The following is a 23,345-nucleotide window of genomic DNA, read 5'->3' as shown; positions in this document are numbered from 1 at the left end:
ATGATACATCCATCATACAGTGAACTGATTCAGGCAATCAATAACAACGCAGAGGAAGATGACAACACTATGATGCTCAACAGTCGTTATTCTCTTGTACTTGCAACAAGCAAGAGAGCACGTCAGCTGATCGCAGGTGCAGAACCACTGGTAAGCGGCACTGCCGGCAAAAAACCTCTTGCCATCGCAATCGATGAATTATACAAAGGTGAAGTTAAAATCGTTGCCACAGGTGAAGATGAAGAAACCAGCACCTCCACCACACATACAGAAACAGCTGAAGCAGAAACTGAAGCACCTGAAAGCACAGAAGAATAATTATGAAAATACTGTTTATTTCACTTGGGTGTGACAAGAATCTGGCCGATTCCGAAGAGATGCTTGGTCTCCTCACCGCAAGTGGTCATGAGATTGTAGATTCCGAAGAAGATGCTGACGGCATTGTTATCAACACCTGTTGTTTTATACATGACGCAAAAGAAGAAAGTATTAATACTATTCTTGAAATGGCAGAATACAAAAAACAGGGCACCTGCAAGGCACTGATCGTAACCGGCTGTATGGCACAGCGTTACAAAGAAGAAATTATTCAGGAAATCCCTGAAGTAGATTCTGTTCTTGGTACTACTTCCTATGGCGATATAGTCAAGGCCCTTAACGAAGCGGCGGTCGGAAATCATTTTGAGGAATTTAAAGATATCAATTATCTTCCAGAAGATTCTGGCAGAAGAATTCTGACCACAGGTGGACATTTTGGATATCTGAAAATTGCAGAAGGATGTGATAAGCATTGCACTTATTGTATTATTCCTTCTCTTAGAGGCAGGTTCCGCAGTGTCCCGGAAGAACGTCTTCTTGCTCAGGCAGAATACATGGCTTCTCAGGGCGTTAAGGAACTTATCCTTGTCGCACAGGAAACTACTGTATACGGAACAGATATTTACGGTCACAAAACTCTTCACATTCTTCTCAGGAAATTATGTAAAATCAGCGGCATACGATGGATACGTATTCTTTACTGTTATCCGGAGGAAATTTATGATGAACTGATTCAGGTCATGAAAGAAGAAAAGAAAATCTGTCATTATCTGGATCTTCCTATCCAGCACTGCAGCGACCGCATCCTGAAACGTATGGGACGCCGTACAAGCAAAGCACAGCTTATAGAAATCATCGCCAAACTTCGAAAGGAAATCCCTGATATTGTTCTCAGGACCTCACTCATCACAGGTTTCCCGGGTGAAACTGAGGAAGATCATCAGGAGCTTATGGAATTTGTAGATGAAACTGAGTTTGACCGACTGGGTGTATTTACTTATTCGCCCGAAGAAGGAACTCCTGCTGCCTCTATGCCGGATCAGATTCCCGAAGAATTAAAAGAAGAGCGAAGAGATGAAATTATGGCTCTTCAGCAGGAAATTTCTCTGGAGAAAGGCAATGAAAGAATCGGCCAGGAAATGCTTGTCATGATTGAGGGTAAGGTTTCCGGCGAGAGTGCCTATATTGGACGAACATATGCAGATGCTCCAAAAGTTGACGGTTATATGTTTGTACAGACCGGTGAACTTATGGTAACCGGTGATTTTGCCAGAGTCTGTGTTACAGGTGCTCTGGAATATGATTTGATAGGAGAGTTAGCTGATGAATACACCGAATAAACTTACAGTAGCACGTATGATCATGGTTCCTTTTCTGGTCATTTTTCTTCTCACCGGATGGGGCGGTGAAGCCAATCGTTATATTTCTCTTGCACTTTTTGCAGCAGCCAGTATTACTGACTGGTTTGACGGACATCTCGCCCGCAAATATAATCTCATAACAAACTTTGGCAAATTCATGGATCCACTGGCAGATAAACTTCTTGTCTGCTCAGCTATGATCTGTATGATCGAATTAAACCGTCTTCCGGCATGGTTTGTTATCATCATTATTGCCAGAGAATTTATTATCAGCGGTTTCCGTCTGATCGCTGCTGAAAACGGTGTAGTTATTGCAGCAAATTACTGGGGAAAATTCAAAACCGTATCCCAGATGATCATGATTATTCTTCTTATTTTAAATTTTGGAGGAATTTTTGTAGTCCTGGAACAAATCTTTATCTGGCTTTCCCTGGCACTTACTGTTATTTCACTGATCACTTATATCTGGCAGAATAAATCTGTTCTGTCCATGCAGGAATAATATCTTTCCGGACAGGAAATGTTAGTTCTGACACTTTCCCCGTATTTCGGTATATGAAATACGGGGCTTTGTTTTATTTTTGTCCTCATGTTCAGCGTATCATATGCATCAGATTTACAATCTGGTCAATCTTCGCAGCCTCGGCAGAACTTTTTCCAGATTTCAATGCCGTCAGGATAACAGATATTTCATCTGCTGAAAATTTCAGTCCGTTGTTTTTTCCTCTGGAAGCTGCGCTCATCAGAAACGGCAGCATATCTGAAGCATTTTTACCTTTTCCCTGTTCTGCCAGTTTCTGAAGCATATCCAGTTTTTCTTTGTCCATCTGTTTCAGTCCGGGATCTTCTCTCCAGTCATCACTCATTTTCCTACCCCCATCATTAATCTTTCATAAGCTGCATGATCCGGATCATTGCAATCATATTTGTAATCTGATCCAGCCGCTGTCTGCTTTTTCCGTAACTGTACTGTTTTATGTTTTCCAGTATTTCTACAGAATCTGATTCCGGCATGCTGCATATCTGCATATCACCGGTATTTTTTCCAAAAAGAACTGCTGTATTATAAAACTCTCTTGCTTTTGCATACAGCGAAAAAATCTGCTGTCCCCCCGGTGGAAGATAAGGGATCATTGCTTTCAGCATCTGCCCGTTTTCATCTGTAATCATCTGATCAAAAAATGTCTGTAAAATCTTTTCCTGCTCCATTTGATTTCCTGTTCATATTATGCATTTTCTATTTAGCTTATGACAGAACCAGGCTTTTTGACATAGAATAAACTATATAAAATCCCGGAGGCTTTTATATGGAGGAAAAAAAAGAAAAGCTGATACTGAATGGAAATGCTTTTTATGAAATAGATCTGCAATGTATAAAAAAGAAAAAGCAGGAAGAAGAGAAGAAAAAAGAGGAGCAGCAGAAAAGGCAGAGGAAATAACCTCTGCCCAAGTACAAGACTCCTCAAAAATCAGCAGCCACATCCACAGCCGTTGTTTCCACATCCACCGCAGAGCAGAAGCAGTACAACAATAATCCAGCAGCTATCATTTCCACAGCCGCAGCCGTTATTGCAGCCGTTATTTCCGCAGCAGTACATCAGAATGATGATCCAGAGTATACAGTTACATGAATTTCCTCCAAAGATTCCCGTACCACATCCGTTTCCGCATCCGCAGCCATTACTACATCCACAACCATTATCGCATCCACAGTTTGTTGCAGCTAAATCACTCATGAAGAATTCCTCCATAAAAAATAAATATGTTCACAATTCATACTATGGCAGAGTCCTGTCCGTTGTGACTACAGCATATGTGATGTTTATAAAAGGTTTTTTACCGTTACTGTTCACAGGTAATATTCCGCGAGGTGTTTTGCCATATTCATGGCAAAATCCCGAGACATACGGGTCAAAATCCCATCACCGAAGGTGATTTGGAATGGATTTTGACCAAGTTGCTGTGAACGGAGTGAACAGTAACTTTTTACCACTTTAAGTTGTTAAAACGTTAAGAAAACACCCTTGACAAACATTTTTTCAGTTTGTATACTTTTAAAGTAAATGACAGTTGCTGTGAACAGAGTGAACAGTAACAAACGACAATGGCTTAGAAGGGAAGAAGTAGCCTGAAAGGAACACACAGAGAGTTGCCGGCTGGTGAGAGGCGCGTGGAAATTTTATGTGAATACATCCTGGAGCTCTGCACCGAAATTCTCCAGTAGGCTGCAGCGGTTTGGCACTCGTTACTGTGCTCAATGAGGCAGAACTTATTTCTGCGAATTTAGGTGGTATCACGGGACCCGGTTCTCGTCCTAAACGGACTGGAACCGGGTTTTTTTGATAACAGGAGGATAATAAAATGACAGTATGGGAAGAACTTAAGGCCAGAGGTCTAATTGCCCAGGTAACAGACGAAGATGAAATCAAAGAAATGGTAAACAATGGCAAAGCTACTTTTTATATCGGCTTTGACCCTACAGCGGACAGCCTTCATGTGGGACATTTCATGGCTCTTTGCCTTATGAAACGTCTCCAGATGGCCGGAAACCGTCCAATTGCCCTTCTCGGTGGCGGAACCGGAATGATCGGAGATCCATCCGGAAGAACAGATATGCGTCAGATGATGACAAAAGAAACAATCCAGCATAACATTGACTGCTTCAAAAAACAAATGTCCCGTTTCATCGACTTTTCTGATGGAAAAGCACTTATGGTCAATAATGCTGACTGGCTTCTGAATTTAAATTATGTAGATCTGCTTCGTGATGTAGGTGCGCATTTCTCAGTAAACCGTATGCTCACAGCCGAATGCTACAAACAGCGTATGGAAAGAGGCTTAAGTTTTCTTGAATTTAACTACATGATCATGCAGAGTTACGACTTCTACATGCTGTATCAGAAATACGGCTGTAACATGCAGTTTGGTGGTGATGACCAGTGGAGCAACATGCTCGGTGGTACAGAACTTATCCGTCGTAAACTTGGCAAAGATGCTTATGCAATGACAATCACGCTTCTTCTGAATTCGGAAGGCAAAAAAATGGGCAAAACACAGTCAGGTGCAGTATGGCTTGATCCAAACAAAACTTCTCCGTTTGATTTTTATCAGTACTGGAGAAATGTGGATGACGCAGATGTCATCAAATGCATGCGTCTTCTCACGTTCCTTCCTCTGGAAGAAATCGATGAGATGGCCAAATGGGAGGGCAGCCAGTTAAACAAAGCCAAAGAAATCCTGGCCTATGAACTTACCAACCTTGTACATGGTGAAGAAGAAGCAAAGAAAGCACAGGAAGGTGCAAGAGCACTTTTTGCAGGCGGCGCTGACACAGCACATATGCCGTCCACAGAACTCACTGCTGAAGATTTTGCAGACGACGAGACTATTGATCTTATTACAATGCTTATAAAAGCAGGTCTTGTTCCTACACGTTCTGAAGGACGCCGTGCAATTGAACAGGGCGGTGTTTCCATTGACAGCGAAAAAATCACAGACATCAAACATACCGTATCAAAAGATGCTTTTTCCGGTGACGGTCTTGTGCTGAAACGCGGCAAAAAGAAATTTAACAGAATCTATGTTAAATAATAAAGTATATATAAATACTTTCAGGAGGAGATAATCATGAAAAAATACGGAGTAAATGAACTTCGTCAGATGTTTCTTGATTTCATGGAAAGCAAAGGACATCTGGTAATGAAAAGCTTCTCTCTGGTACCACAGGGAGACAAGAGCCTTCTGCTCATCAATGCAGGAATGGCACCACTGAAACCATATTTTACAGGCGCAGAAATACCGCCAAGAACACGAGTAACTACCTGCCAGAAATGTATCCGTACCGGAGATATTGAAAACGTAGGAAAAACAGCGCGCCATGGTACATTTTTCGAAATGCTCGGAAACTTCTCTTTTGGTGATTACTTTAAAAGAGAAGCAATCCACTGGTCATGGGAATTCCTTACAGATGTAGTAGGACTGGATGCAAACCGTCTTTATCCTTCTGTATATCTCGATGACGATGAAGCTTTCGATATCTGGAACAAAGAAGTAGGAATCCCTGCTGAACGTATTTTCCGTTTCGGAAAAGAAGACAATTTCTGGGAACACGGTGCAGGTCCATGTGGCCCATGTTCAGAAATTTATTATGACCGTGGAGAAAAATACGGCTGTGGCAAACCTGGCTGTACTGTAGGCTGTGACTGTGACCGTTATATGGAAGTATGGAACAATGTATTTACACAATTTGAAAATGACGGTAACGGAAACTATACAACTCTGAAACAGAAAAATATCGATACAGGTATGGGACTGGAACGTCTGGCAGTTATTGTTCAGGACGTTGATTCCATTTTTGATGTTGATACCATCTGTGCTCTTCGTAATCTTGTATGCCAGATTTCAGGCAAAGAATACGAAAAAAATTATAATGACGATGTATCCATCCGTCTTATCACAGACCATATCCGTTCTGCCACATTTATGATTTCCGACGGTATCATGCCAACAAACGAGGGAAGAGGTTATGTACTTCGTCGTCTGATCCGTCGCGCAGCACGTCACGGACGTCTTCTTGGTATCAAAGGAACTTTCCTTGCCAAATTAAGTGAGGAAGTAATCAACGGTTCCAAGGCCGGATATCCGGAACTTGAAGAAAAGAAAGATTTCATCTTCAATGTACTTACAAATGAAGAAAATCAGTTCAACAAAACTATTGACCAGGGTCTCCGTATCCTTACAGATATGGAAGATAAAATGACTGCTGCCGGAGAAAAGACACTTTCCGGTGATGATGCATTCAAACTTTATGATACTTACGGATTCCCTCTTGACCTTACAAAAGAGATTCTCGAAGAAAAAGGTTACGGGATTGATGAAGAAGGCTTCCAGAAAGCAATGGAAGAACAGCGTGTGAAAGCACGTACCGCCCGTGAGGTTACCAACTACATGGGAGCTGATGCCACCGTATATGATGATATTGATGTAAATATAACTACTGAATTTGTAGGTTATGAACATCTTGAATGTGAGTCAGACATTACAGTTCTTACAACAGAAACCGAAATTGTTTCTTCTCTCATGGAAGGCCAGAAAGGTACTGTATTTGTAAAAGAAACTCCTTTCTATGCAACAATGGGTGGACAGGACGGTGACTGTGGCGTAATCGAAACAGCAAATGGTAAATTTGTTGTAGAAGACACAATCAAACTTCGTGGCGGCAAATTTGGCCATGTAGGCCATATGGAATCCGGAATGATTTCCACTGGCGACAAAGTATCCCTCAAAGTCAACGAACAGGCTCGTCGAGATACAGAAAAGAACCACAGTGCTACACATCTTCTTCAGAAGGCTCTCAAAACAGTACTTGGTTCTCATGTAGAACAGAAAGGTTCTCTTGTTACACCAGACAGACTTCGTTTTGACTTTGCTCACTTCCAGGCAATGACTCCGGAAGAGATTGAAGCAACTGAAACTCTTGTAAATAAAGAAATTCAGGCAGCGCTTCCTGTTGTAACTACTGTTATGGATGTAGAAGAAGCCAAAAAGTCCGGTGCCATGGCACTGTTCGGCGAAAAATATGATCAGAAAGTACGTGTAGTATCCATGGGAGATTTTTCCAAAGAACTCTGCGGTGGTACTCATGTAAAGAATACTAGTTCCATCATGCTCTTCAAAATCGTATCTGAAGCAGGTGTTGCAGCAGGTGTCCGCCGTATTGAAGCCCTTACAGGTAACGGTGTTATTAACTATTATAAAAAACAGGAAGAAATGCTCCATGCAGCTGCCAGAGCGCTGAAGGCACAGCCATCAGAAGTATCTGAAAAAATTGCGCATCTTCAGGCTGAAGTAAAAACACTGCAGAGTGAAAACGATTCTCTCAAGAGCAAGCTGGCACAGGGTTCTCTTGGCAATGTTATAGATCAGGTAGTAGAAGTTAAAGGAATAAAACTTCTTGCAGCCAAAGTTGATGGCGTAGATATGAACGGACTTCGTGATCTTGGCGATCAGCTGAAAGAAAAACTCGGAGAGGGCGTTGTTGTTCTCGCAGCAGTAAACGGCGGAAAAGTAAATCTTCTTGCAATGGCAACAGACGGTGCTCAGAAAGCCGGTGCTCATGCCGGAAACCTTATCAAGGGTGTAGCAGCTATCGTAGGTGGAGGCGGCGGTGGCCGTCCAAATATGGCACAGGCAGGCGGTAAAAATCCGGAAAAAGCTCAGGAGGCAGTGGAAGCAGTGGCAGGTCTTCTTGAACAGCAGCTTCAGTAACACGTTCAGAACTTTTTTCTAAAAATAACCAAATTGTTGTTGACGAATGTCACAGCTATGATATATAATAAAACACGTGCAAGAAAAATACCCAGACAGTTGTATTTTAGCACAATCTACAACTGGAGGGAGGTTAGGTGTGAGTCTATGTCAAACGTTATCGTAAAAGAAAACGAGACTTTAGATAGCGCTCTTCGCAGATTCAAGAGAAGCTGTGCAAAAGCAGGTATCCAGCAGGAAATCCGCAAGAGAGAGCATTACGAGAAACCAAGCGTTCGTCGTAAGAAAAAATCTGAAGCCGCAAGAAAACGTAAATATAATTAATTGTGCGCAAAAATCCCTGACGAATATCCGTCAGGGATTTTTAAAATCATAATCTGTGATATTATTAACAGACTCGCATCAACAGATAAACGGAGTAACGAATGAGCTATATAATGAAAACCCTGAAAAAATTACTCAAACTTATTTTTAATCGTATTTTTTATATTGTCTTTGCATTACTGATTCAGCTCGGATGGCTTTTCTTTGTTGTATGGCGTCTTGCGGCTTACTCAAAATATATTTCTTTTGGAATTACAGCCATCAGTATTGCTTCGGTACTGTGGATTTTGAACAAAAAAATCAATCCATCTTATAAACTCGGCTGGACTATGCTGATTCTGGTATTTCCTGTGTTTGGTCTGCTCTTATACATTCTTTTTGGAAAGTCACGTATTGCCCAGAAAATTCAGGAACATTATGCTGAAATCCAGGAAGAAAGTCTTCCATATATGGAACAGGATCCTGAAGTTCAACGTCTGATCACAGAGGAAGATTTGTCAGCAGCTGTACAGTCCGCTTATATCCGAAACTATTCCGGTTTTCCGGTTCACGGAAATACCACCGCCAGATATTTTCAGGTAGGAGATGATATGTTCCCTGCGCTGGTAGCAGAACTTGAACAGGCCAGTCATTACATCTACATCGAATATTTCATCATTAACGACGGTGTTATGTGGAGAACAATTCTGGATATTCTTGAACGCAAAGCTGCCGAAGGTGTGGATGTCCGGCTTATCTACGATGGTTTTGGCTGTGTCACCACACTCCCTAATAAATATGACCGTTATCTCAGAAAGAAAGGCATTCAGTGTAAAATTTTCAATCCGTTCAGGCCTATTCTTAATATTGTACAGAACAACCGTGACCATCGTAAAATCTGTGTTATTGACGGGAAAACCGGATTTACCGGCGGTATTAATCTTGCTGATGAATATATTAATCAGAAAGAACGCTTTGGGCACTGGAAAGATACTGCAGTTATGCTTAAAGGTGAAGCAGTATGGAATATGACTGTAATGTTCCTTCATATGTGGAGTGTTGTAAACGGTTCAAGAGAATCTGTTAATTATACAGAATACATGCCACACAGATATCATCCGGAGTCTTTCTCTCATAATGGTTTTGTGCAGCCTTTCAGTGATACACCTCTGGATGGAGAAGTAGTCGGTGAAAATGTATATCTTAATATCATTAACCGTGCCCGTAAATATGTTTATATCTGCACCCCATACCTGATCATTGATAATGAAATGATGACTGCCCTTTGTCTTGCAGCCAAAAGTGGTGTTGATATCCGAATCATGACACCGGCAGTTCCTGACAAAAAGATGGTTTTCCTTCTTACTCAGTCTTATTACGAACAGCTTCTGGAAGCTGGTGTACGGATCTATGAATATCAACCGGGATTTCTTCATGCCAAATCTTTCGTCTGTGATGATGAAATTGCAGTTGTTGGAACTATCAATCTCGACTACCGCAGTCTGTATCTTCATTTTGAAGATGGTGTATGGTTTTACAAAAATGATGTGGTAAATGACATTCTGCAGGATTTTCAGGAAACTTTGAATTACTGTGATCCTATAAGCATTGATTTCTGTAAAAACAGAAATATAGTTATTCGTGGTATTCAGAGTATTATGCGTGTTTTTGCTCCATTGCTTTAATTCTTTTGTCATATTTTCCATATATTCTATTTAAAATAGAATAGAATATATTTCGGGGAGACAAACGATGAAAAAGCATTGGAGCCTTTTTTTATGTATATATTTTTTTATTACAGCTTTTCTGCCGGCATACGTGTCAGCAGAAAGCTCTCCTGAAATCCGGCTTGAACTGTCTGCGCCAAGTGCTGTGCTGATAGAACCGGAAACAGGAACTGTCATCTATGAAAAAGACAAAGACACAAGAAGAAGTCCTGCCAGCATCACAAAAATCATGACACTTCTTCTTATTTTTGAAAATCTTGATGCCGGAAAACTTAAACCTGACGATATTGTAACTACAAGTGCATATGCAAAATCCATGGGCGGATCCCAGGTTTTTCTGGAAGAAGGAGAAACCCAGACTGTAGAAACAATGATCAAATGTATCATTGTAGCTTCAGGAAATGATGCCAGTGTCGCAATGGCTGAGCATATTTCAGGAAGTGAAGAAGCTTTTGTACAGCAGATGAATCAGAAAGCAGTCTCTCTGAACATGAAAAACACTCACTTTACCGACTGTTGCGGTCTTACAGACTCCGATTACCATTATACTACTGCTTATGACATATCTCTTATGAGCCGCGAGCTGATTACTAAGCATCCGAAAGTTCTGGACTATTCTACGATCTGGATGGATAACATTACTCACGTTACAAGAAAGGGTTCCAAAGAATTTGTCCTAACTAACACCAATAAACTTCTTCGTACTTACAAAGGGTGCGTAGGCCTAAAAACCGGCAGCACCAGCAAAGCCGGCTTCTGTATATCTGCTGTTGCAAAAAGAAATGGACTTTCCCTGATTTCTGTTGTAATGGCAGCTCCCGACTACAAAGCCCGCCTGAAAGACGCCGCTGCAATGCTGAATTATGGTTTTGAAAGATGTTCTCTGTATACAGATAATACACCGCCTCCTCTTCCAGTTATCCCTGTCAAAGGTGGTATAGAAGAAAAAGTTCATCTCAAATATAAGGGAACCTTTCGTTTTCTTTTCACAGATGGAGCACCTTCTGCTATCCGCAAAAAGCTGAAACTTCCTGAAAATATTTCCGCACCTGTAAAGAAAAATCAGTCTGCCGGAGAACTTGTTTATTACAGCGGAAACAGGAAACTCGGAAGCCTCCCTGTTACCTTTTCAAAATCAGTCAGAAAAGCCACTTGTCAGGACTGTATTCTCAGGATCTGGCGTGAATTTCTCGGAAACACCCAAGCTAGCTTTTGACAAACCAATATATATAGAGGTATAATAGAATGCAAATCGGCTGTGGAGAGTGATAAAATGAAAGAAATCAGAACAGAAGATGCTGTTGGTCAGGTTTTGTGCCACGACATCACACAGATCATAAAAGACGAAAAAAAAGGTGTCCTCTTTAAAAAAGGACATATCATCCGCAAGGAAGATATTCCGGCACTACTTTCTGTAGGAAAAGAACATCTCTTTGTATGGGAAAAACAGGAAGGAATCCTTCATGAAAACGAAGGTGCTGAAATACTGTACAGAATATGTGCAGGTGATCATATGCATGGAAGTGATATCCGCGAAGGCAAAATTGAACTGATTGCCGACTGTGATGGGCTTCTCAAAATCAGAAGAGACGCTCTTATGGCAGTAAATTCTCTTGGTGAAATGATGATTGCATCAAGACATGGTGATTTTCCTGTAAAAAAAGGAGATAAAATTGCCGGAACAAGGATTATTCCTCTTGTAATTTCTCAGGAAAAAATGGATCATGCTGTAAAAGCAGCAGGAGAGGAACCTGTTTTTTCCATACTTCCTTTCCATCCCAAAAAAGTCGGCATTGTCACTACCGGAAGTGAAGTCCAAAAGGGACTTATCAAAGATACTTTTACTCCTGTACTAAGAGAAAAACTTGCAGAATATTCCTGTGAGATCACAGGGCAGACTATGCCCGGTGACAACCGAAATCAGATTACTTCTGATATTCTTGCTTTTATTAAACAGGGAGCCGATATGGTTATCTGCAGCGGTGGAATGAGTGTTGATCCGGATGACCGCACACCAGGTGCGATCAAAGATACCGGTACAGAAATCGTAACTTATGGTGCACCAGTTCTTCCCGGAGCCATGCTCCTTCTTTCTTATTATTCTGACAAAAGCGGAAAGAGGATTCCTGTCCTGGGACTGCCTGGCTGCGTTATGTATGCCAAAAGAACAATTTTTGACCTTATCCTTCCAAGAATCATGGCAGATGATCCTATCACGGCAGACGAAATTTCATCCTATGGTGAAGGTGGACTGTGCCTGAACTGCACAGTCTGTACTTTTCCAAATTGTGGATTTGGCAAATAAGGAGTTACATGAAAACATTTACTACCAGAACATTTGAAATCCCGACTTCCAAACTGAACGGCCGTCCTGTCTGTTTTGCCGTACTTGCGGATCTGCACGGCCTTGTTTTCGGCACAAATCATCAGAAACTTTATCAGGCGATCATGTCACAGAAGCCCGATGCCATTTTGATTCCCGGTGATATGATAGTAAGCCGCGAAACAGATACACTGCCTCTGGCAGCCAGCCTGATCCTCAGGCTCATTCAGGATATACCCGTATATTATTCGCTTGGAAATCATGAATACAAAATGCTTCTTAAACCCGAACGCAGGGAATCCTACCTGAATTACGAACGTCTGCTTACCAGTGCAGGTGTATGTTTCCTGCACAATGAACAGATCCTGACGGAATTTGGAAATACAGATTTTACTTTTCATGGACTGGAACTTCCCATTGAATTCTACCATAAACCCAACTCTCCTTCACTGAGTCTTACTGAAATGGAACATATGCTTGGCATTCCTTCAGACAAAAGTTTTCATGTACTGCTCGCTCACAACCCCAAATATGGCCGTACTTATTTCTCATGGGGGGCAGATCTTACTGTCTGCGGGCATTATCACGGTGGAATTCTGAGATTTGGCAAAAATCATGGACTCACCTGTCCGCAGTTTCTGCTGTTTCCACCATTCTGCTGCGGTGATTTTCACAGAGGATCACGGCACATGGTGGTAAGTGCCGGCCTCGGCGAACATACTATTCCAATTCGCATCCATAATCCCCGCGAACTGGTCATTATAAAACTCCTGCCTTTCAAAGCAGGAGTGGTAGTGGAACCCAACTATAACAGGAAGGAACCCTGAGTATGGCAATACCTGTCAAAATCAACGTATTTGAAGGTCCTCTGGATCTTCTTTTACACCTTATCGAAAAAAACAAAATCGACATATACGATATTCCTATTGTTGAAATTACAGATCAGTATATGGAATATATCCACTCCATGGAAAAAGAAGATCTTTCCACCATGAGTGAATTTATGGTAATGGCAGCCACTCTGCTTGATATAAAATGCCGAATGCTTCTTCCAAAAGAAATAAATGAGGAAGGCGAAGAAGAAGATCCGAGAGAAGAACTGGTTCAGAAACTCCTTGAGTACAAAATGTACAAATATATGTCTTATGAACTCAAAGACCGTATGGACGATGCTGTTGGTGTATTTTACAAACCCTCTACCATACCTGACGAAGTTCTCAAATACAGAGAACCTGTTGATCCTTCTGAACTGCTGGCAGGACTTACTCTTGAACGCCTGAACAGTATTTACAAATCTATTCTCAGGAAACAGGAATCAAAGATTGACCCTATCCGAAGCAAATTCGGAACTATCGAAAAAGAAGAAGTCAGTCTGTCTGACAAAATGATCCAGATGAAAGAGTTCGCCGGATCACACCGCAAATTCAGCTTTCGCCAGCTTCTGGAAAAACAGTCTTCCAGAATTCAGGTGATCGTTACCTTTCTTTCCATACTGGAACTTATGAAAATGGGATATATTCATGTAGAACAGGATTCAATCTTTGATGATATCAAAGTAGAAGTCACAGAAGATCCTGGAACATGGACACATCTGACAGAATTTGCAGACGAATAGTAAAGAACGGGGAAAATTATGGAAATCAAAAAACTAGAAGCCGCTATAGAGGCAATACTTTTTACGATGGGCGATTCCGTTGAACTTGGACAGATTGCGGAAGCTATCCAGCAGGATAAAGAAACCACAAGAAAACTGCTTCAGAATCTGTCCGACAGGTACAATGAAGAAGAGCGTGGTCTTCAGATTATCGAACTTGAACAGGCTTATCAGATGTGCACCAGAAAAGAATATTACGAATACCTGATACGTCTTGCAATGCATCCCAAAAAACCCGCCCTGACCGATGTTATGCTTGAAACACTTTCTATTGTTGCATACAAACAGCCGGTAACTAAAGCAGAAATCGAAAAAATCCGTGGAGTAAAATGTGACCACGCCATAAACAAACTGGTAGAATACGAACTCATAAAAGAGCTTGGCAGGCTGGATGCTCCAGGCAGGCCAATCCTTTTCGGAACAACAGAAGAATTTCTCCGTTGTTTTGGTGTACAGGGACTTGAAGAGCTTCCGTCCGTGGATCCGGTCCGTCTCGAAGACTTCAAGGCAGAAGCAGAAGAAGAAGTCCAGCTGAAACTTGATATATAAAAAAGAAAGGAAGGATTATTTTGCCTACAACCTATGCTCATGATCTATTTGGAAAAAAAGTCTGCCGAAAGCTTCCCGCCGAACTTCAAAAAATCATCAGACGTAATGCTAATCTGTACAGAATCGGACTTCATGGTCCGGATATACTTTTTTATTACATGACCAGACCTGCAGTTACAGGAACAGGCATACGCATGCATCACGAAGATGCCGCACCTTTTTTTGAAAGAGGAATGACTCTTGTACGCAGGAACCAGGACGAGCAGCTGCTGGCGTATCTGCTTGGTTTTGGCTGTCATTATCTTCTTGACAGCGCCTGTCATCCATACATTGAGCAGATGGCCAGTCAGAATGTAATTTCTCACACCCTGCTCGAAAAAGAATTTGACAGAACGCTCATGCTTGAAACACACAAAGATCCCTACCATTTTTATCCTTCTCACTGCGTAAAAGCAAGGATAAGTTATGCAAGGATTATTCACAGAGCCATCCCAAAAGTCAGGAGCAGAGATATCCTGACATCATTAAAGCTGATGAAATTCATCACCAACTGTCTGGTATATGATAACAGCGGACGTCGCAAAAAACTGCTGACCTTTCTGTCTAAAGCAGCTGGCAGGAAACTGTCAGATTCTATGATGGAATATTTTATGGCCAAATATCCTGTGCCCGGGAGTGCAATTCCTGTACAGACACTCCATCACCTTTACGATCAGCAAATACAGGAAGCTCCTGCATTTATTAAAGAACTGTACAGCCTTTCCAGTTCAGAAATTCCTCTTTCCGAGCGCTGGCACCACACTTATAACGGATAAGTTCTGTGAATAAAAGCAGCATGTCTGCATAAAATAATCTTATAAACAAGGAGTTTCGGATTATGAAAAGCAGACATGTACCAACTTTATTTCTTCTTATCTTTTTTCTTCTTAACGCCGAATGTTCTGTATATACAGCAAACGCAGATAATTTACCCGGTGAACTTCATGCATTGTCGGCAGTCCTTATGGACGGAACTTCAGGGCGTGTCCTTTATGCCAAAGATGGAGAAAAGCCTCTTCCCAATGCAAGTACTACGAAAGTACTTACCTGCATGCTTGCCCTGGAAAATGGAAGTGGTGATGACTATGTTCCTGTATCTTCAAATGCTGCTTCACAACCGGAAGTAAAACTCGGTATGCGTCAGGGCGAACAATATTATCTGGAAGACCTTTTGTATTCCCTGATGCTGAAAAGTCATAATGACACGGCAGTTGCCATTGCAGAATATATTGGTGGTACAGTAGAGGGTTTTGCCACAATGATGAACCGGAAAGCAAAAGAGATTGGATGCAAAGATACATATTTTATTACCCCCAATGGCCTTGATGCCAGAGATAATACAGGAATACATCATACTACAGCATCTGACCTTTCGCTTATCATGAAATATGCTATAGGCAGCAAAACCTTTCTGAAAATCACACAGACAAGAGAATATTCTTTTTCAGACCTGTCAGGCAGACGCAGTTTCACTGTCCAGAACACAAACAGGTTTCTGGATATGACTGACGGCGTTCTCAGCGGAAAAACAGGATTTACAGGAGATGCCGGATACTGTTACGTATGTGCCTGTCAGAAAGACGACCGTGTATTTATCATTGCTTTACTTGGCTGCGGATGGCCGGGAAATAAAGGCTATAAATGGGAAGATGCCAGAACGCTTCTTGAATATGGCTGTAAAAATTATCATTACCAGAATATATGGCGGGAACCGGTTCTGCCCCTTATTTCGGTTAAAAACGGAATCAATCCGGGAAAAGATCCTTTTGCTGAAACATATATCAAAATCGCAGCTTCTCCTTCCGGTAATTTCCGCCACAAACAGATTCTTATGCGAAATAACGAATGTGTTAACAGACAGCTGTTTATAAAAAAATCTCTCAACGCTCCCATAAAAGCAGGAGAGCAAGTCGGACAAATTTCTTTTTTCCTAAACGGAAACACGGTACTTACCTGTCCGGTAAAGGCAGAAGAAGATATACAAAGACTCACTTATCAGTATTGTTTGAAATATGTTTTTTATAATTTCTTTCATTAAGAACTCCTCGTCTGCGAGGAGTTCTTTTGGAGTTAAATCTTTAACAAATTCGTCAAAATGTATTGAAAAAATTGTCAAAACAGGGTACAATTATAATCGGCTAAAATTTTGGTTATATTTAAATTTTATAAAATGGAGGGCAAACAAGAATGAGTAACACAACACAAAGCTTAGCAGGCACAAGAATCACATCTTTGCTTGATGCCAACAGTTTTGTTGAAATCGGAAAAAGTGTAACAGCCAGAGCAACTGATTTCAACCTTACTGAGACAAAAGCGCCTTCAGACGGTGTCATTACCGGATATGGTGTGATCGATGGAAATCTTGTATACGTGTACAGCCAGGATGCTTCTGTATTAAACGGTACAGTTGGCGAAATGCACGCCAAAAAGATTTCTTCTCTTTATGATCTTGCTATGAAAACAGGTGCACCGGTAATCGGACTGGTGGACTGTGCAGGTATGCGTCTTCAGGAGGCAACCGATGCACTTGAAGCATTTGGTTCTATCTATCTGAAACAAACACTTGCTTCAGGAATGATTCCTCAGATTACAGCTGTATTCGGCACCTGCGGCGGTGGTATGGCAATCATACCGGCATTGACTGACTTTACATTTATCGAAGCTGAGAAAGGCAAAATGTTTGTCAACAGCCCAAATGCACTTGACGGCAACTACACAGAAAAATGTGATACAGCAGATGCAGCATTCCAGAGTGAAGAAACAGGACTTATCGATTCTGTGGGAACAGAAGATGAGATCCTTGGTCAGATCCGTCAGCTGATCGGTCTTCTTCCTTCTAACTTTGAAGACAATGATTCCTATACAGAATGTACAGATGATCTTAACCGTGTATGCTCTGACCTTTCCGCATGCGCAGGAGATACATCTATCGCACTTTCCAGAATCGCAGATAACAGCATCTTCTTTGAAACCAAAAAAGCTTACGGCCAGGATGTTGTTACAGGTTTTCTTCGTCTTAACGGCGCAACTGTAGGCGCTGTAGCCAACAGAAGCGAAGTATATGATGCAGAAGGAAATAAAACAGCTGAATTTGATGGTACCATTACAGCAAGAGGTGCAAGAAAAGCAGCTGATTTTGTAAAATTCTGTGATGCTTTTGACATTCCTGTTCTTACTCTTACAAATGTTACAGGATTCAAAGCAACTCTCTGCAACGAAAAAATGATGGCAAAATCTGTAGGCGAAATGGTTCATGCATTTGCTTCTGCAACTGTACCGAAAGTAAACGTTATCATTGGCAAAGCTTACGGTACCGCTTATGTTGCAATGAACAGTAAATCCATCGGTGCTGACCTTGTTTATGCATGGGATAATGCAGAAATCGGTATGATGGATTCTTCTCTTGCAGCCAAGATCATGTATGCAGGTGCTGACGCTTCTGTTCTTAACGAAAAAGCTGCAGAATACAGAGCACTCCAGTCCGGTGTTGAATCTGCCGCAGCAAGAGGTTATGTTGATACTGTGATTGCTCCGGAAGATACACGTAAATATGTGATCGGAGCATTTGAAATGCTGTTCACAAAAAGAGAAGACCGTCCATCCAAGAAACACGGAACAGTCTAAGTGAGGTGAGCATATGAATCAGATGTTAAAAAAGACTTCCTCTGTATGCACTGCAGTTGTCTGCGCAGCATCTCTGATGTTTTCCAGTTCAGTGCTGGTAATGGCAGCAGACAAAATGGATGATGCAACCAAATCTCAGATTGAATCCACAGCAGAGGGACTTACACAGACAATCATTCCTCTGACAGCCGATCAGATTTCCGCATATTCTGAATCCGGTGATGCTTTTACAGAAAGTGCTATGACTGCATGGGCTTCCGTAAAAGATGAAGTTGGAGAAATGAAAGAAGTCGGAAGTGCAGAAGTTGAATATTCCAACGATCAGTATACTGCAACGGTTCCTGTTGAATTCGAAGATGAAGATGCAGAATTTGTATATGTATTTGATGATACAATGGTTCCGACTTCTCTGGCAGTAGATATTCAGTACTCTTTTGCAACTACAATGAAAAATGCTGCTCTTAATACAGTTATGGGACTTGGTACTGTATTTGTAATTCTTTGTCTTCTGATCCTGCTTATTTCTCTGTTCCAGTTTATTCCTGGTTCAGGAGCTCAGCAGCAGAAAGCAAAAAAAGCAGCTGCTGAAGCAGCACAGGCAACAACGCCTTCACCTGTTGAATCAGCTCCTGTAGCAGCTGCTGAAGATAATAACGAACTGATTGCTGTTATCGCAGCAGCCATCGCAGCAGCAGAAGGAACATCAACAGATGGATTTGTTGTACGTTCTATCCGCAAGATCAATCGTAAAAAAAGATAAATCGACCATCTATTTAGGAGGATTATAAAATGAAAAGTTATACAATCACTGTAAACGGAACAGCATATGAAGTAACTGTAGAAGAAACCGGAAGTGTTTCTGCTCCTGTAGCTGCAGCAGCTCCTGTAGCAGCACCAAAAGCAGCTCCGGCTCCAAAAGCAGCAGCTCCGGCAGCAGGCGCTGGTGCAGTCAAAGTAACTGCATCTGTACCTGGTAAAGTTCTTAAAATCGTAGCAGCAGCTGGACAGGCAGTAAAAGCAGGAGACAGCATTATTATCCTGGAATCCATGAAAATGGAAATCCCGGTTGTTGCTCCTCAGGACGGTACAGTAGCCAGCATTGATACCACTGAAGGTGCATCCGTAGAAAACGGAGATACTCTGGCTACAATGAACTAGGACGGGAGGTAATCAGATGTCTTATGTAACAGAAACCTTGTCCAACCTGATTCATCAGACAGCTTTCTTCAACCTTACATGGGGAAACTACCTGATGATCGCGGTGGCGTGTGTATTCTTATTCCTTGCAATCAAAAAAGGCTTTGAGCCGCTTCTTCTGGTTCCGATTGCTTTTGGTATGCTTCTGGTAAATATTTATCCGGATATCATGGCAAACCCGGAAGATATGTCCAACGGTGTCGGCGGACTTCTGCATTACTTTTACCTGCTTGATGAATGGAGTATTCTTCCTTCCCTTATTTTCATGGGCGTAGGTGCAATGACCGACTTCGGTCCTCTTATTGCAAACCCGAAGAGCTTCCTTCTTGGTGCAGCAGCTCAGCTTGGTATCTATGTTGCTTACTTCCTTGCAATATTCCTTGGATTCAATGGAAAAGCAGCAGCAGCTATCTCCATTATCGGTGGAGCTGATGGTCCTACCTCTATTTTCCTTGCCGGAAAACTTGGACAGACATCTCTGATGGGACCGATTGCAGTGGCGGCGTATTCCTACATGTCACTGGTACCGATCATTCAGCCTCCGATCATGAAACTCTGCACAACAGAAAAAGAACGTAAGATTAAAATGGATCAGCTTCGTCCAGTAAGCAAACTGGAAAAAATCCTGTTCCCGATCGTTATCACTATTGTTGTATGCCTGATTCTTCCTACAACAGCTCCTCTGGTAGGTATGCTGATGCTTGGTAACCTGTTCCGTGAATCAGGTGTTGTTAAACAGCTGACTGAAACAGCATCCAATGCTCTTATGTACATCGTTGTTATCCTTCTTGGTACTTCAGTAGGTGCTTCCACAAGTGCTGAGGCATTCCTGAATGTAGATACACTGAAGATTGTTGTTCTTGGTCTTGCAGCATTTGCATTTGGTACATTCGGTGGATGTATGCTTGGAAAACTCATGTGCAAGCTTTCCGGAGGAAAGATCAATCCACTGATCGGATCTGCCGGTGTATCTGCCGTTCCTATGGCAGCCCGTGTATCCCAGAAAGTCGGTGCTGAAGCAGATCCTACAAACTTCCTGCTGATGCATGCCATGGGACCAAACGTAGCCGGTGTTATCGGTACTGCTGTAGCAGCAGGAACCTTTATGGCTATCTTTGGTGTATAATCCAAAGTACTTAATGAATACAAGCGATAGTGCAGTATGAATTTAGTGAATCGAACTTCCTTTTTTCTTAATTTATAATATAAGGAGAAATATAATGGCTGAATTAGAAAAAAAACCTGTAAAAATTGTGGAAACTGTTCTCCGTGATGCACATCAGTCTCTGATCGCAACACGACTTACCACAGAACAGATGCTTCCAATTGTTGATAAAATGGACAAAGTCGGCTACCATGCAGTAGAGTGCTGGGGTGGAGCAACATTTGATGCTTCTCTCCGTTTTCTGAAAGAAGATCCATGGGAAAGACTTCGTAAATTACGTGACGGATTCAAAAACACAAAACTCCAGATGCTGTTCCGTGGACAGAATATCCTAGGATATCGTCCTTATGCAGATGATGTTGTTGAATATTTTGTTCAGAAATCCGCAGCAAACGGAATCGATATTATCCGTATTTTTGACTGTCTGAATGATATGCGTAACCTCCAGACAGCAGTAAAAGCAGCAAACAAAGAAAAAGCACATGCACAGGTTGCTCTTTCTTATACACTTGGTGATGCTTACACACTTGATTACTGGGTAAACATTGCCAAACAGATTGAAGATATGGGTGCAGATTCTATCTGTATCAAAGATATGGCAGGCCTTCTTCTTCCATACAAGGCAACCGAACTTGTAAGTGCTCTGAAAGATGCTGTTCAGATCCCGATTGACCTCCATACACATTATACTTCAGGTGTTGCTTCCATGACTTACATGAAAGCAGTAGAAGCAGGTGTTGATATCATCGATACAGCAATCTCTCCATTTGCACTTGGAACTTCACAGCCTGCAACAGAAGTTATGGTTGAAACTTTTAAAGGAACTCCTTATGATACAGGATTTGACCAGAACCTTCTTGCTGAAATCGCAGATTACTTCCGTCCAATCCGTGATGACGCTCTTGACAGCGGTCTCCTGAATCCAAAGAACCTTGGTGTTAACATCAAAACTCTTCTGTATCAGGTACCAGGCGGAATGCTTTCCAACCTGACTTCCCAGCTGAAAGAACAGCATGCAGAAGATAAATTCTACGATGTACTGGAAGAAGTACCGAAGGTTCGTAAAGACCTTGGTGAACCGCCTCTGGTTACACCATCTTCTCAGATTGTCGGCACACAGGCTGTATTTAACGTTCTTATGGGCGAAAGATACAAAATGGTTACCAAAGAGACCAAAGATATCCTTCTTGGCAAATATGGTGCCACTGTAAAGCCATTCAATGAAGAAGTACAGAAGAAATGCATTGGTGACGCAGAGCCAATTACCTGCCGTCCGGCTGATCTTCTTGACAACGAAATGGATAAACTCGAAAAAGAAGTTGCTCCTTATAAAGAACAGGATGAAGATGTTCTGTCCTACGCTCTGTTCCCACAGGTAGCTACTGATTTCTTCAAATACCGTCAGGCACAGGAGAAAAAAGTAGACGAAAAAGCAGCAGATACAAAAAACGGAGCATATCCAGTTTAATATTTTCAAAGACCCGTCAGAAACTCTGGCGGGTCTGTTTAAATTATGGTAATATATCTGTGAGAAAAATATTTTATTTTACAGAAAGGAAATCCATGAACAAAGTCATAATCGTGGGTGGCGGTGCAGCCGGTATGCTGTCCGGCATCATTGCTGCCAGAAACGGATGTGAAGTATTTCTTTACGAAAAAAACGAAAAACTGGGAAAAAAACTTTTTATCACAGGCAAAGGACGGTGCAATGTCACAAATAACTGTGATCCTGAGGAACTTCTCCGTGCAGTAAAAAGCAATAACAAATTTCTCTACAGTGCATTTTATTCTTTCAACAGCCAGGATATGATGGCGCTTCTCGAAGAAGCCGGAGTTCCTCTGAAAACAGAACGTGGCAACCGTGTTTTTCCTGTATCTGATCATTCTTCTGATATCATTCGGGGGCTGGAACGTCTCCTCAGGAAATATAATGTCCATATCAGTCTGCACAGCCAGGTATCTGAAATTCTCACAGAAAATGGAAGAGCAGCAGGAATTGTCCTGAAAAACGGCACTGTTCAGAAAAGTGACTCCGTAATTATTGCCACAGGAGGGCTGTCCTATCCTACAACCGGTTCTACTGGTGATGGATACAGATTTGCCACAGACACCGGACATTCAGTTACAGACTGTATCCCTTCACTTGTTCCGTTAACTGTAAGTGAAGATTATATTCCACAGATGCAGGGACTGTCTCTCAGAAATGTAGAACTCACCATTAAAAGCGGTAAAAAAATCCTGTATCGGGATTTTGGCGAAATGATGTTTACCCATACAGGCATCACCGGTCCGCTGGTATTGTCTGCAAGCGCAGTGATCGGTCGTCGTCTTCAAAAAGAAGGACATCTTGAAGCCTTTATTGATCTGAAACCTGCACTTTCCTTTGAACAGCTGGATGAACGTATATTAAAAGAATTTGAAAATTCCAGAAACAGACAGTTCAAAAATGTAATTGATGTTCTGTTTCCAGCTTCTCTGACACCTGTTATCATCGGACTCGGCGGTATTCCTGCAGACAAAGTTATTCATGAAATTTCCCGGGAAGAACGTCAGCATTTTGCATCTGTCGTCAAAGCCTTTCCGTTCACTATAATTGGACTTGGTCGATACTCGGAGGCGGTCATTACCAAAGGTGGTATATCAGTAAAGGAAATACAGCCCGGAACTATGGAATCCAAAAAGATTTCCGGTCTTTATTTCATAGGCGAACTTCTTGATCTCGATGCACTGACAGGCGGTTTTAATCTTCAGATTGCATGGTCAACCGCCTATCTGGCCGGAACTGCCGTAAGTGAAAGTAATATATAAACTGGAGGAA

The 23,345-nt window shown here is 41.8% G+C and carries 24 protein-coding genes and 1 other annotated feature; of the genes, 21 read left to right on the top strand and 3 right to left on the bottom strand.

Going from position 1 to position 23,345, the window contains the following annotated elements; genetic code table 11:
• From rpoZ to pgsA, 3 genes are read left to right on the top strand one after another with little or no spacing between them, the layout of a single operon-like run.
• Positions 1-318: a DNA-directed RNA polymerase subunit omega gene (rpoZ, locus tag ACTNB8_RS00760; RefSeq protein WP_441051414.1), complete on the top strand. Its 318-nt coding sequence runs from the start codon at positions 1-3 to the stop codon at positions 316-318.
• A gap of 2 nt (positions 319-320) precedes the next feature.
• The gene (rimO, locus tag ACTNB8_RS00755) at positions 321-1,658 is read left to right on the top strand and encodes a 30S ribosomal protein S12 methylthiotransferase RimO (RefSeq protein ID WP_441051413.1); all 1,338 of its coding nucleotides are present in this window, start codon (positions 321-323) and stop codon (positions 1,656-1,658) included.
• Entirely contained in the window at positions 1,642-2,181 is a 540-nt protein-coding gene (pgsA, locus tag ACTNB8_RS00750) for a CDP-diacylglycerol--glycerol-3-phosphate 3-phosphatidyltransferase (protein ID WP_441051410.1), read from the top strand. Before rimO ends, pgsA begins: the two co-directional genes overlap by 17 nt.
• Before the next feature lie 91 nt (positions 2,182-2,272).
• Here the strand turns inward: pgsA and ACTNB8_RS00745 are convergent, their stop codons facing one another.
• Both ACTNB8_RS00745 and ACTNB8_RS00740 read right to left on the bottom strand, forming a co-directional pair.
• Positions 2,273-2,545, bottom strand: coding sequence for a hypothetical protein (locus ACTNB8_RS00745; protein WP_441051408.1), 273 nt, complete (start codon positions 2,543-2,545; stop codon positions 2,273-2,275).
• Positions 2,546-2,561: 16 nt separating this feature from the next.
• Complete coding sequence (locus ACTNB8_RS00740) at positions 2,562-2,888, bottom strand: hypothetical protein (protein WP_441051407.1); 327 nt, start codon at positions 2,886-2,888, stop codon at positions 2,562-2,564.
• Between the two features lie 98 nt (positions 2,889-2,986).
• Here ACTNB8_RS00740 and ACTNB8_RS00735 point away from each other — a divergent pair, with 98 nt between their 5' ends.
• The gene (locus ACTNB8_RS00735) at positions 2,987-3,118 is read left to right on the top strand and encodes a hypothetical protein (protein ID WP_441051406.1); all 132 of its coding nucleotides are present in this window, start codon (positions 2,987-2,989) and stop codon (positions 3,116-3,118) included.
• Positions 3,119-3,148: 30 nt separating this feature from the next.
• Here ACTNB8_RS00735 and ACTNB8_RS00730 read toward each other — a convergent pair whose 3' ends face one another.
• On the bottom strand, positions 3,149-3,415 hold the full coding sequence (locus tag ACTNB8_RS00730; RefSeq protein ID WP_441051404.1) for a hypothetical protein: 267 nt from the start codon (positions 3,413-3,415) through the stop codon (positions 3,149-3,151).
• Positions 3,416-3,780: 365 nt separating this feature from the next.
• Positions 3,781-3,999, top strand: a binding site (T-box leader).
• Positions 4,000-4,040: 41 nt separating this feature from the next.
• On the opposite strand from ACTNB8_RS00730, the gene tyrS reads away from it, so the two are divergent.
• The 17 genes from tyrS (at position 4,041) to ACTNB8_RS00645 (ending at position 23,335) form a co-directional block, all read left to right on the top strand.
• Complete coding sequence (gene tyrS, locus ACTNB8_RS00725) at positions 4,041-5,270, top strand: tyrosine--tRNA ligase (RefSeq protein ID WP_441051402.1); 1,230 nt, start codon at positions 4,041-4,043, stop codon at positions 5,268-5,270.
• Positions 5,271-5,306: 36 nt separating this feature from the next.
• Entirely contained in the window at positions 5,307-7,946 is a 2,640-nt protein-coding gene (gene alaS / locus ACTNB8_RS00720) for an alanine--tRNA ligase (RefSeq protein WP_441051400.1), read from the top strand.
• A gap of 147 nt (positions 7,947-8,093) precedes the next feature.
• Positions 8,094-8,270 (top strand): 30S ribosomal protein S21, encoded by a 177-nt coding sequence (rpsU, locus tag ACTNB8_RS00715; RefSeq protein ID WP_004222305.1) that lies wholly within the window; start codon positions 8,094-8,096, stop codon positions 8,268-8,270.
• Positions 8,271-8,371: 101 nt separating this feature from the next.
• Complete coding sequence (gene cls / locus ACTNB8_RS00710; RefSeq protein WP_441051397.1) at positions 8,372-9,934, top strand: cardiolipin synthase; 1,563 nt, start codon at positions 8,372-8,374, stop codon at positions 9,932-9,934.
• A gap of 67 nt (positions 9,935-10,001) precedes the next feature.
• On the top strand, positions 10,002-11,192 hold the full coding sequence (locus ACTNB8_RS00705; RefSeq protein ID WP_441051395.1) for a D-alanyl-D-alanine carboxypeptidase family protein: 1,191 nt from the start codon (positions 10,002-10,004) through the stop codon (positions 11,190-11,192).
• Between the two features lie 57 nt (positions 11,193-11,249).
• Positions 11,250-12,281, top strand: a complete 1,032-nt coding sequence (locus tag ACTNB8_RS00700; protein ID WP_441051393.1) for a molybdopterin-binding protein — start codon at positions 11,250-11,252, stop codon at positions 12,279-12,281.
• An 8-nt stretch (positions 12,282-12,289) separates the two neighbouring features.
• A complete protein-coding gene (locus ACTNB8_RS00695) occupies positions 12,290-13,126 on the top strand; it encodes a metallophosphoesterase (RefSeq protein ID WP_441051391.1) in 837 nt (278 codons plus the stop codon).
• A 2-nt stretch (positions 13,127-13,128) separates the two neighbouring features.
• A complete protein-coding gene (locus tag ACTNB8_RS00690; RefSeq protein ID WP_441051389.1) occupies positions 13,129-13,914 on the top strand; it encodes a segregation and condensation protein A in 786 nt (261 codons plus the stop codon).
• Between the two features lie 18 nt (positions 13,915-13,932).
• The gene (gene scpB, locus ACTNB8_RS00685; RefSeq protein WP_441051387.1) at positions 13,933-14,502 is read left to right on the top strand and encodes an SMC-Scp complex subunit ScpB; all 570 of its coding nucleotides are present in this window, start codon (positions 13,933-13,935) and stop codon (positions 14,500-14,502) included.
• Positions 14,503-14,522: 20 nt separating this feature from the next.
• Complete coding sequence (locus ACTNB8_RS00680) at positions 14,523-15,317, top strand: zinc dependent phospholipase C family protein (protein ID WP_441051385.1); 795 nt, start codon at positions 14,523-14,525, stop codon at positions 15,315-15,317.
• Positions 15,318-15,379: 62 nt separating this feature from the next.
• Entirely contained in the window at positions 15,380-16,579 is a 1,200-nt protein-coding gene (locus ACTNB8_RS00675; RefSeq protein ID WP_441051383.1) for a D-alanyl-D-alanine carboxypeptidase family protein, read from the top strand.
• 149 nt (positions 16,580-16,728) lie between these two features.
• Positions 16,729-18,165: an acyl-CoA carboxylase subunit beta gene (locus ACTNB8_RS00670; protein ID WP_441051381.1), complete on the top strand. Its 1,437-nt coding sequence runs from the start codon at positions 16,729-16,731 to the stop codon at positions 18,163-18,165.
• A gap of 13 nt (positions 18,166-18,178) precedes the next feature.
• Positions 18,179-18,925, top strand: a complete 747-nt coding sequence (locus ACTNB8_RS00665; RefSeq protein WP_441051379.1) for an OadG family transporter subunit — start codon at positions 18,179-18,181, stop codon at positions 18,923-18,925.
• A 29-nt stretch (positions 18,926-18,954) separates the two neighbouring features.
• The gene (locus ACTNB8_RS00660) at positions 18,955-19,323 is read left to right on the top strand and encodes a biotin/lipoyl-binding carrier protein (RefSeq protein ID WP_296155748.1); all 369 of its coding nucleotides are present in this window, start codon (positions 18,955-18,957) and stop codon (positions 19,321-19,323) included.
• A gap of 16 nt (positions 19,324-19,339) precedes the next feature.
• Positions 19,340-20,488, top strand: coding sequence for a sodium ion-translocating decarboxylase subunit beta (locus ACTNB8_RS00655; protein ID WP_441051377.1), 1,149 nt, complete (start codon positions 19,340-19,342; stop codon positions 20,486-20,488).
• A 94-nt stretch (positions 20,489-20,582) separates the two neighbouring features.
• Positions 20,583-21,995: an oxaloacetate decarboxylase subunit alpha gene (locus ACTNB8_RS00650; protein ID WP_441051375.1), complete on the top strand. Its 1,413-nt coding sequence runs from the start codon at positions 20,583-20,585 to the stop codon at positions 21,993-21,995.
• A gap of 95 nt (positions 21,996-22,090) precedes the next feature.
• A complete protein-coding gene (locus ACTNB8_RS00645; protein WP_441051373.1) occupies positions 22,091-23,335 on the top strand; it encodes an NAD(P)/FAD-dependent oxidoreductase in 1,245 nt (414 codons plus the stop codon).
• Positions 23,336-23,345 lie beyond the last annotated feature (10 nt).

Origin of the sequence: Blautia sp. HCP28S3_G10, from assembly GCF_052065235.1 — a bacterium.
Classification (GTDB): domain Bacteria; phylum Bacillota; class Clostridia; order Lachnospirales; family Lachnospiraceae; genus Blautia_A.
Note: the sequence above shows the minus strand (reverse complement) of the source record. Positions and strands in the feature narration are given on the sequence as shown.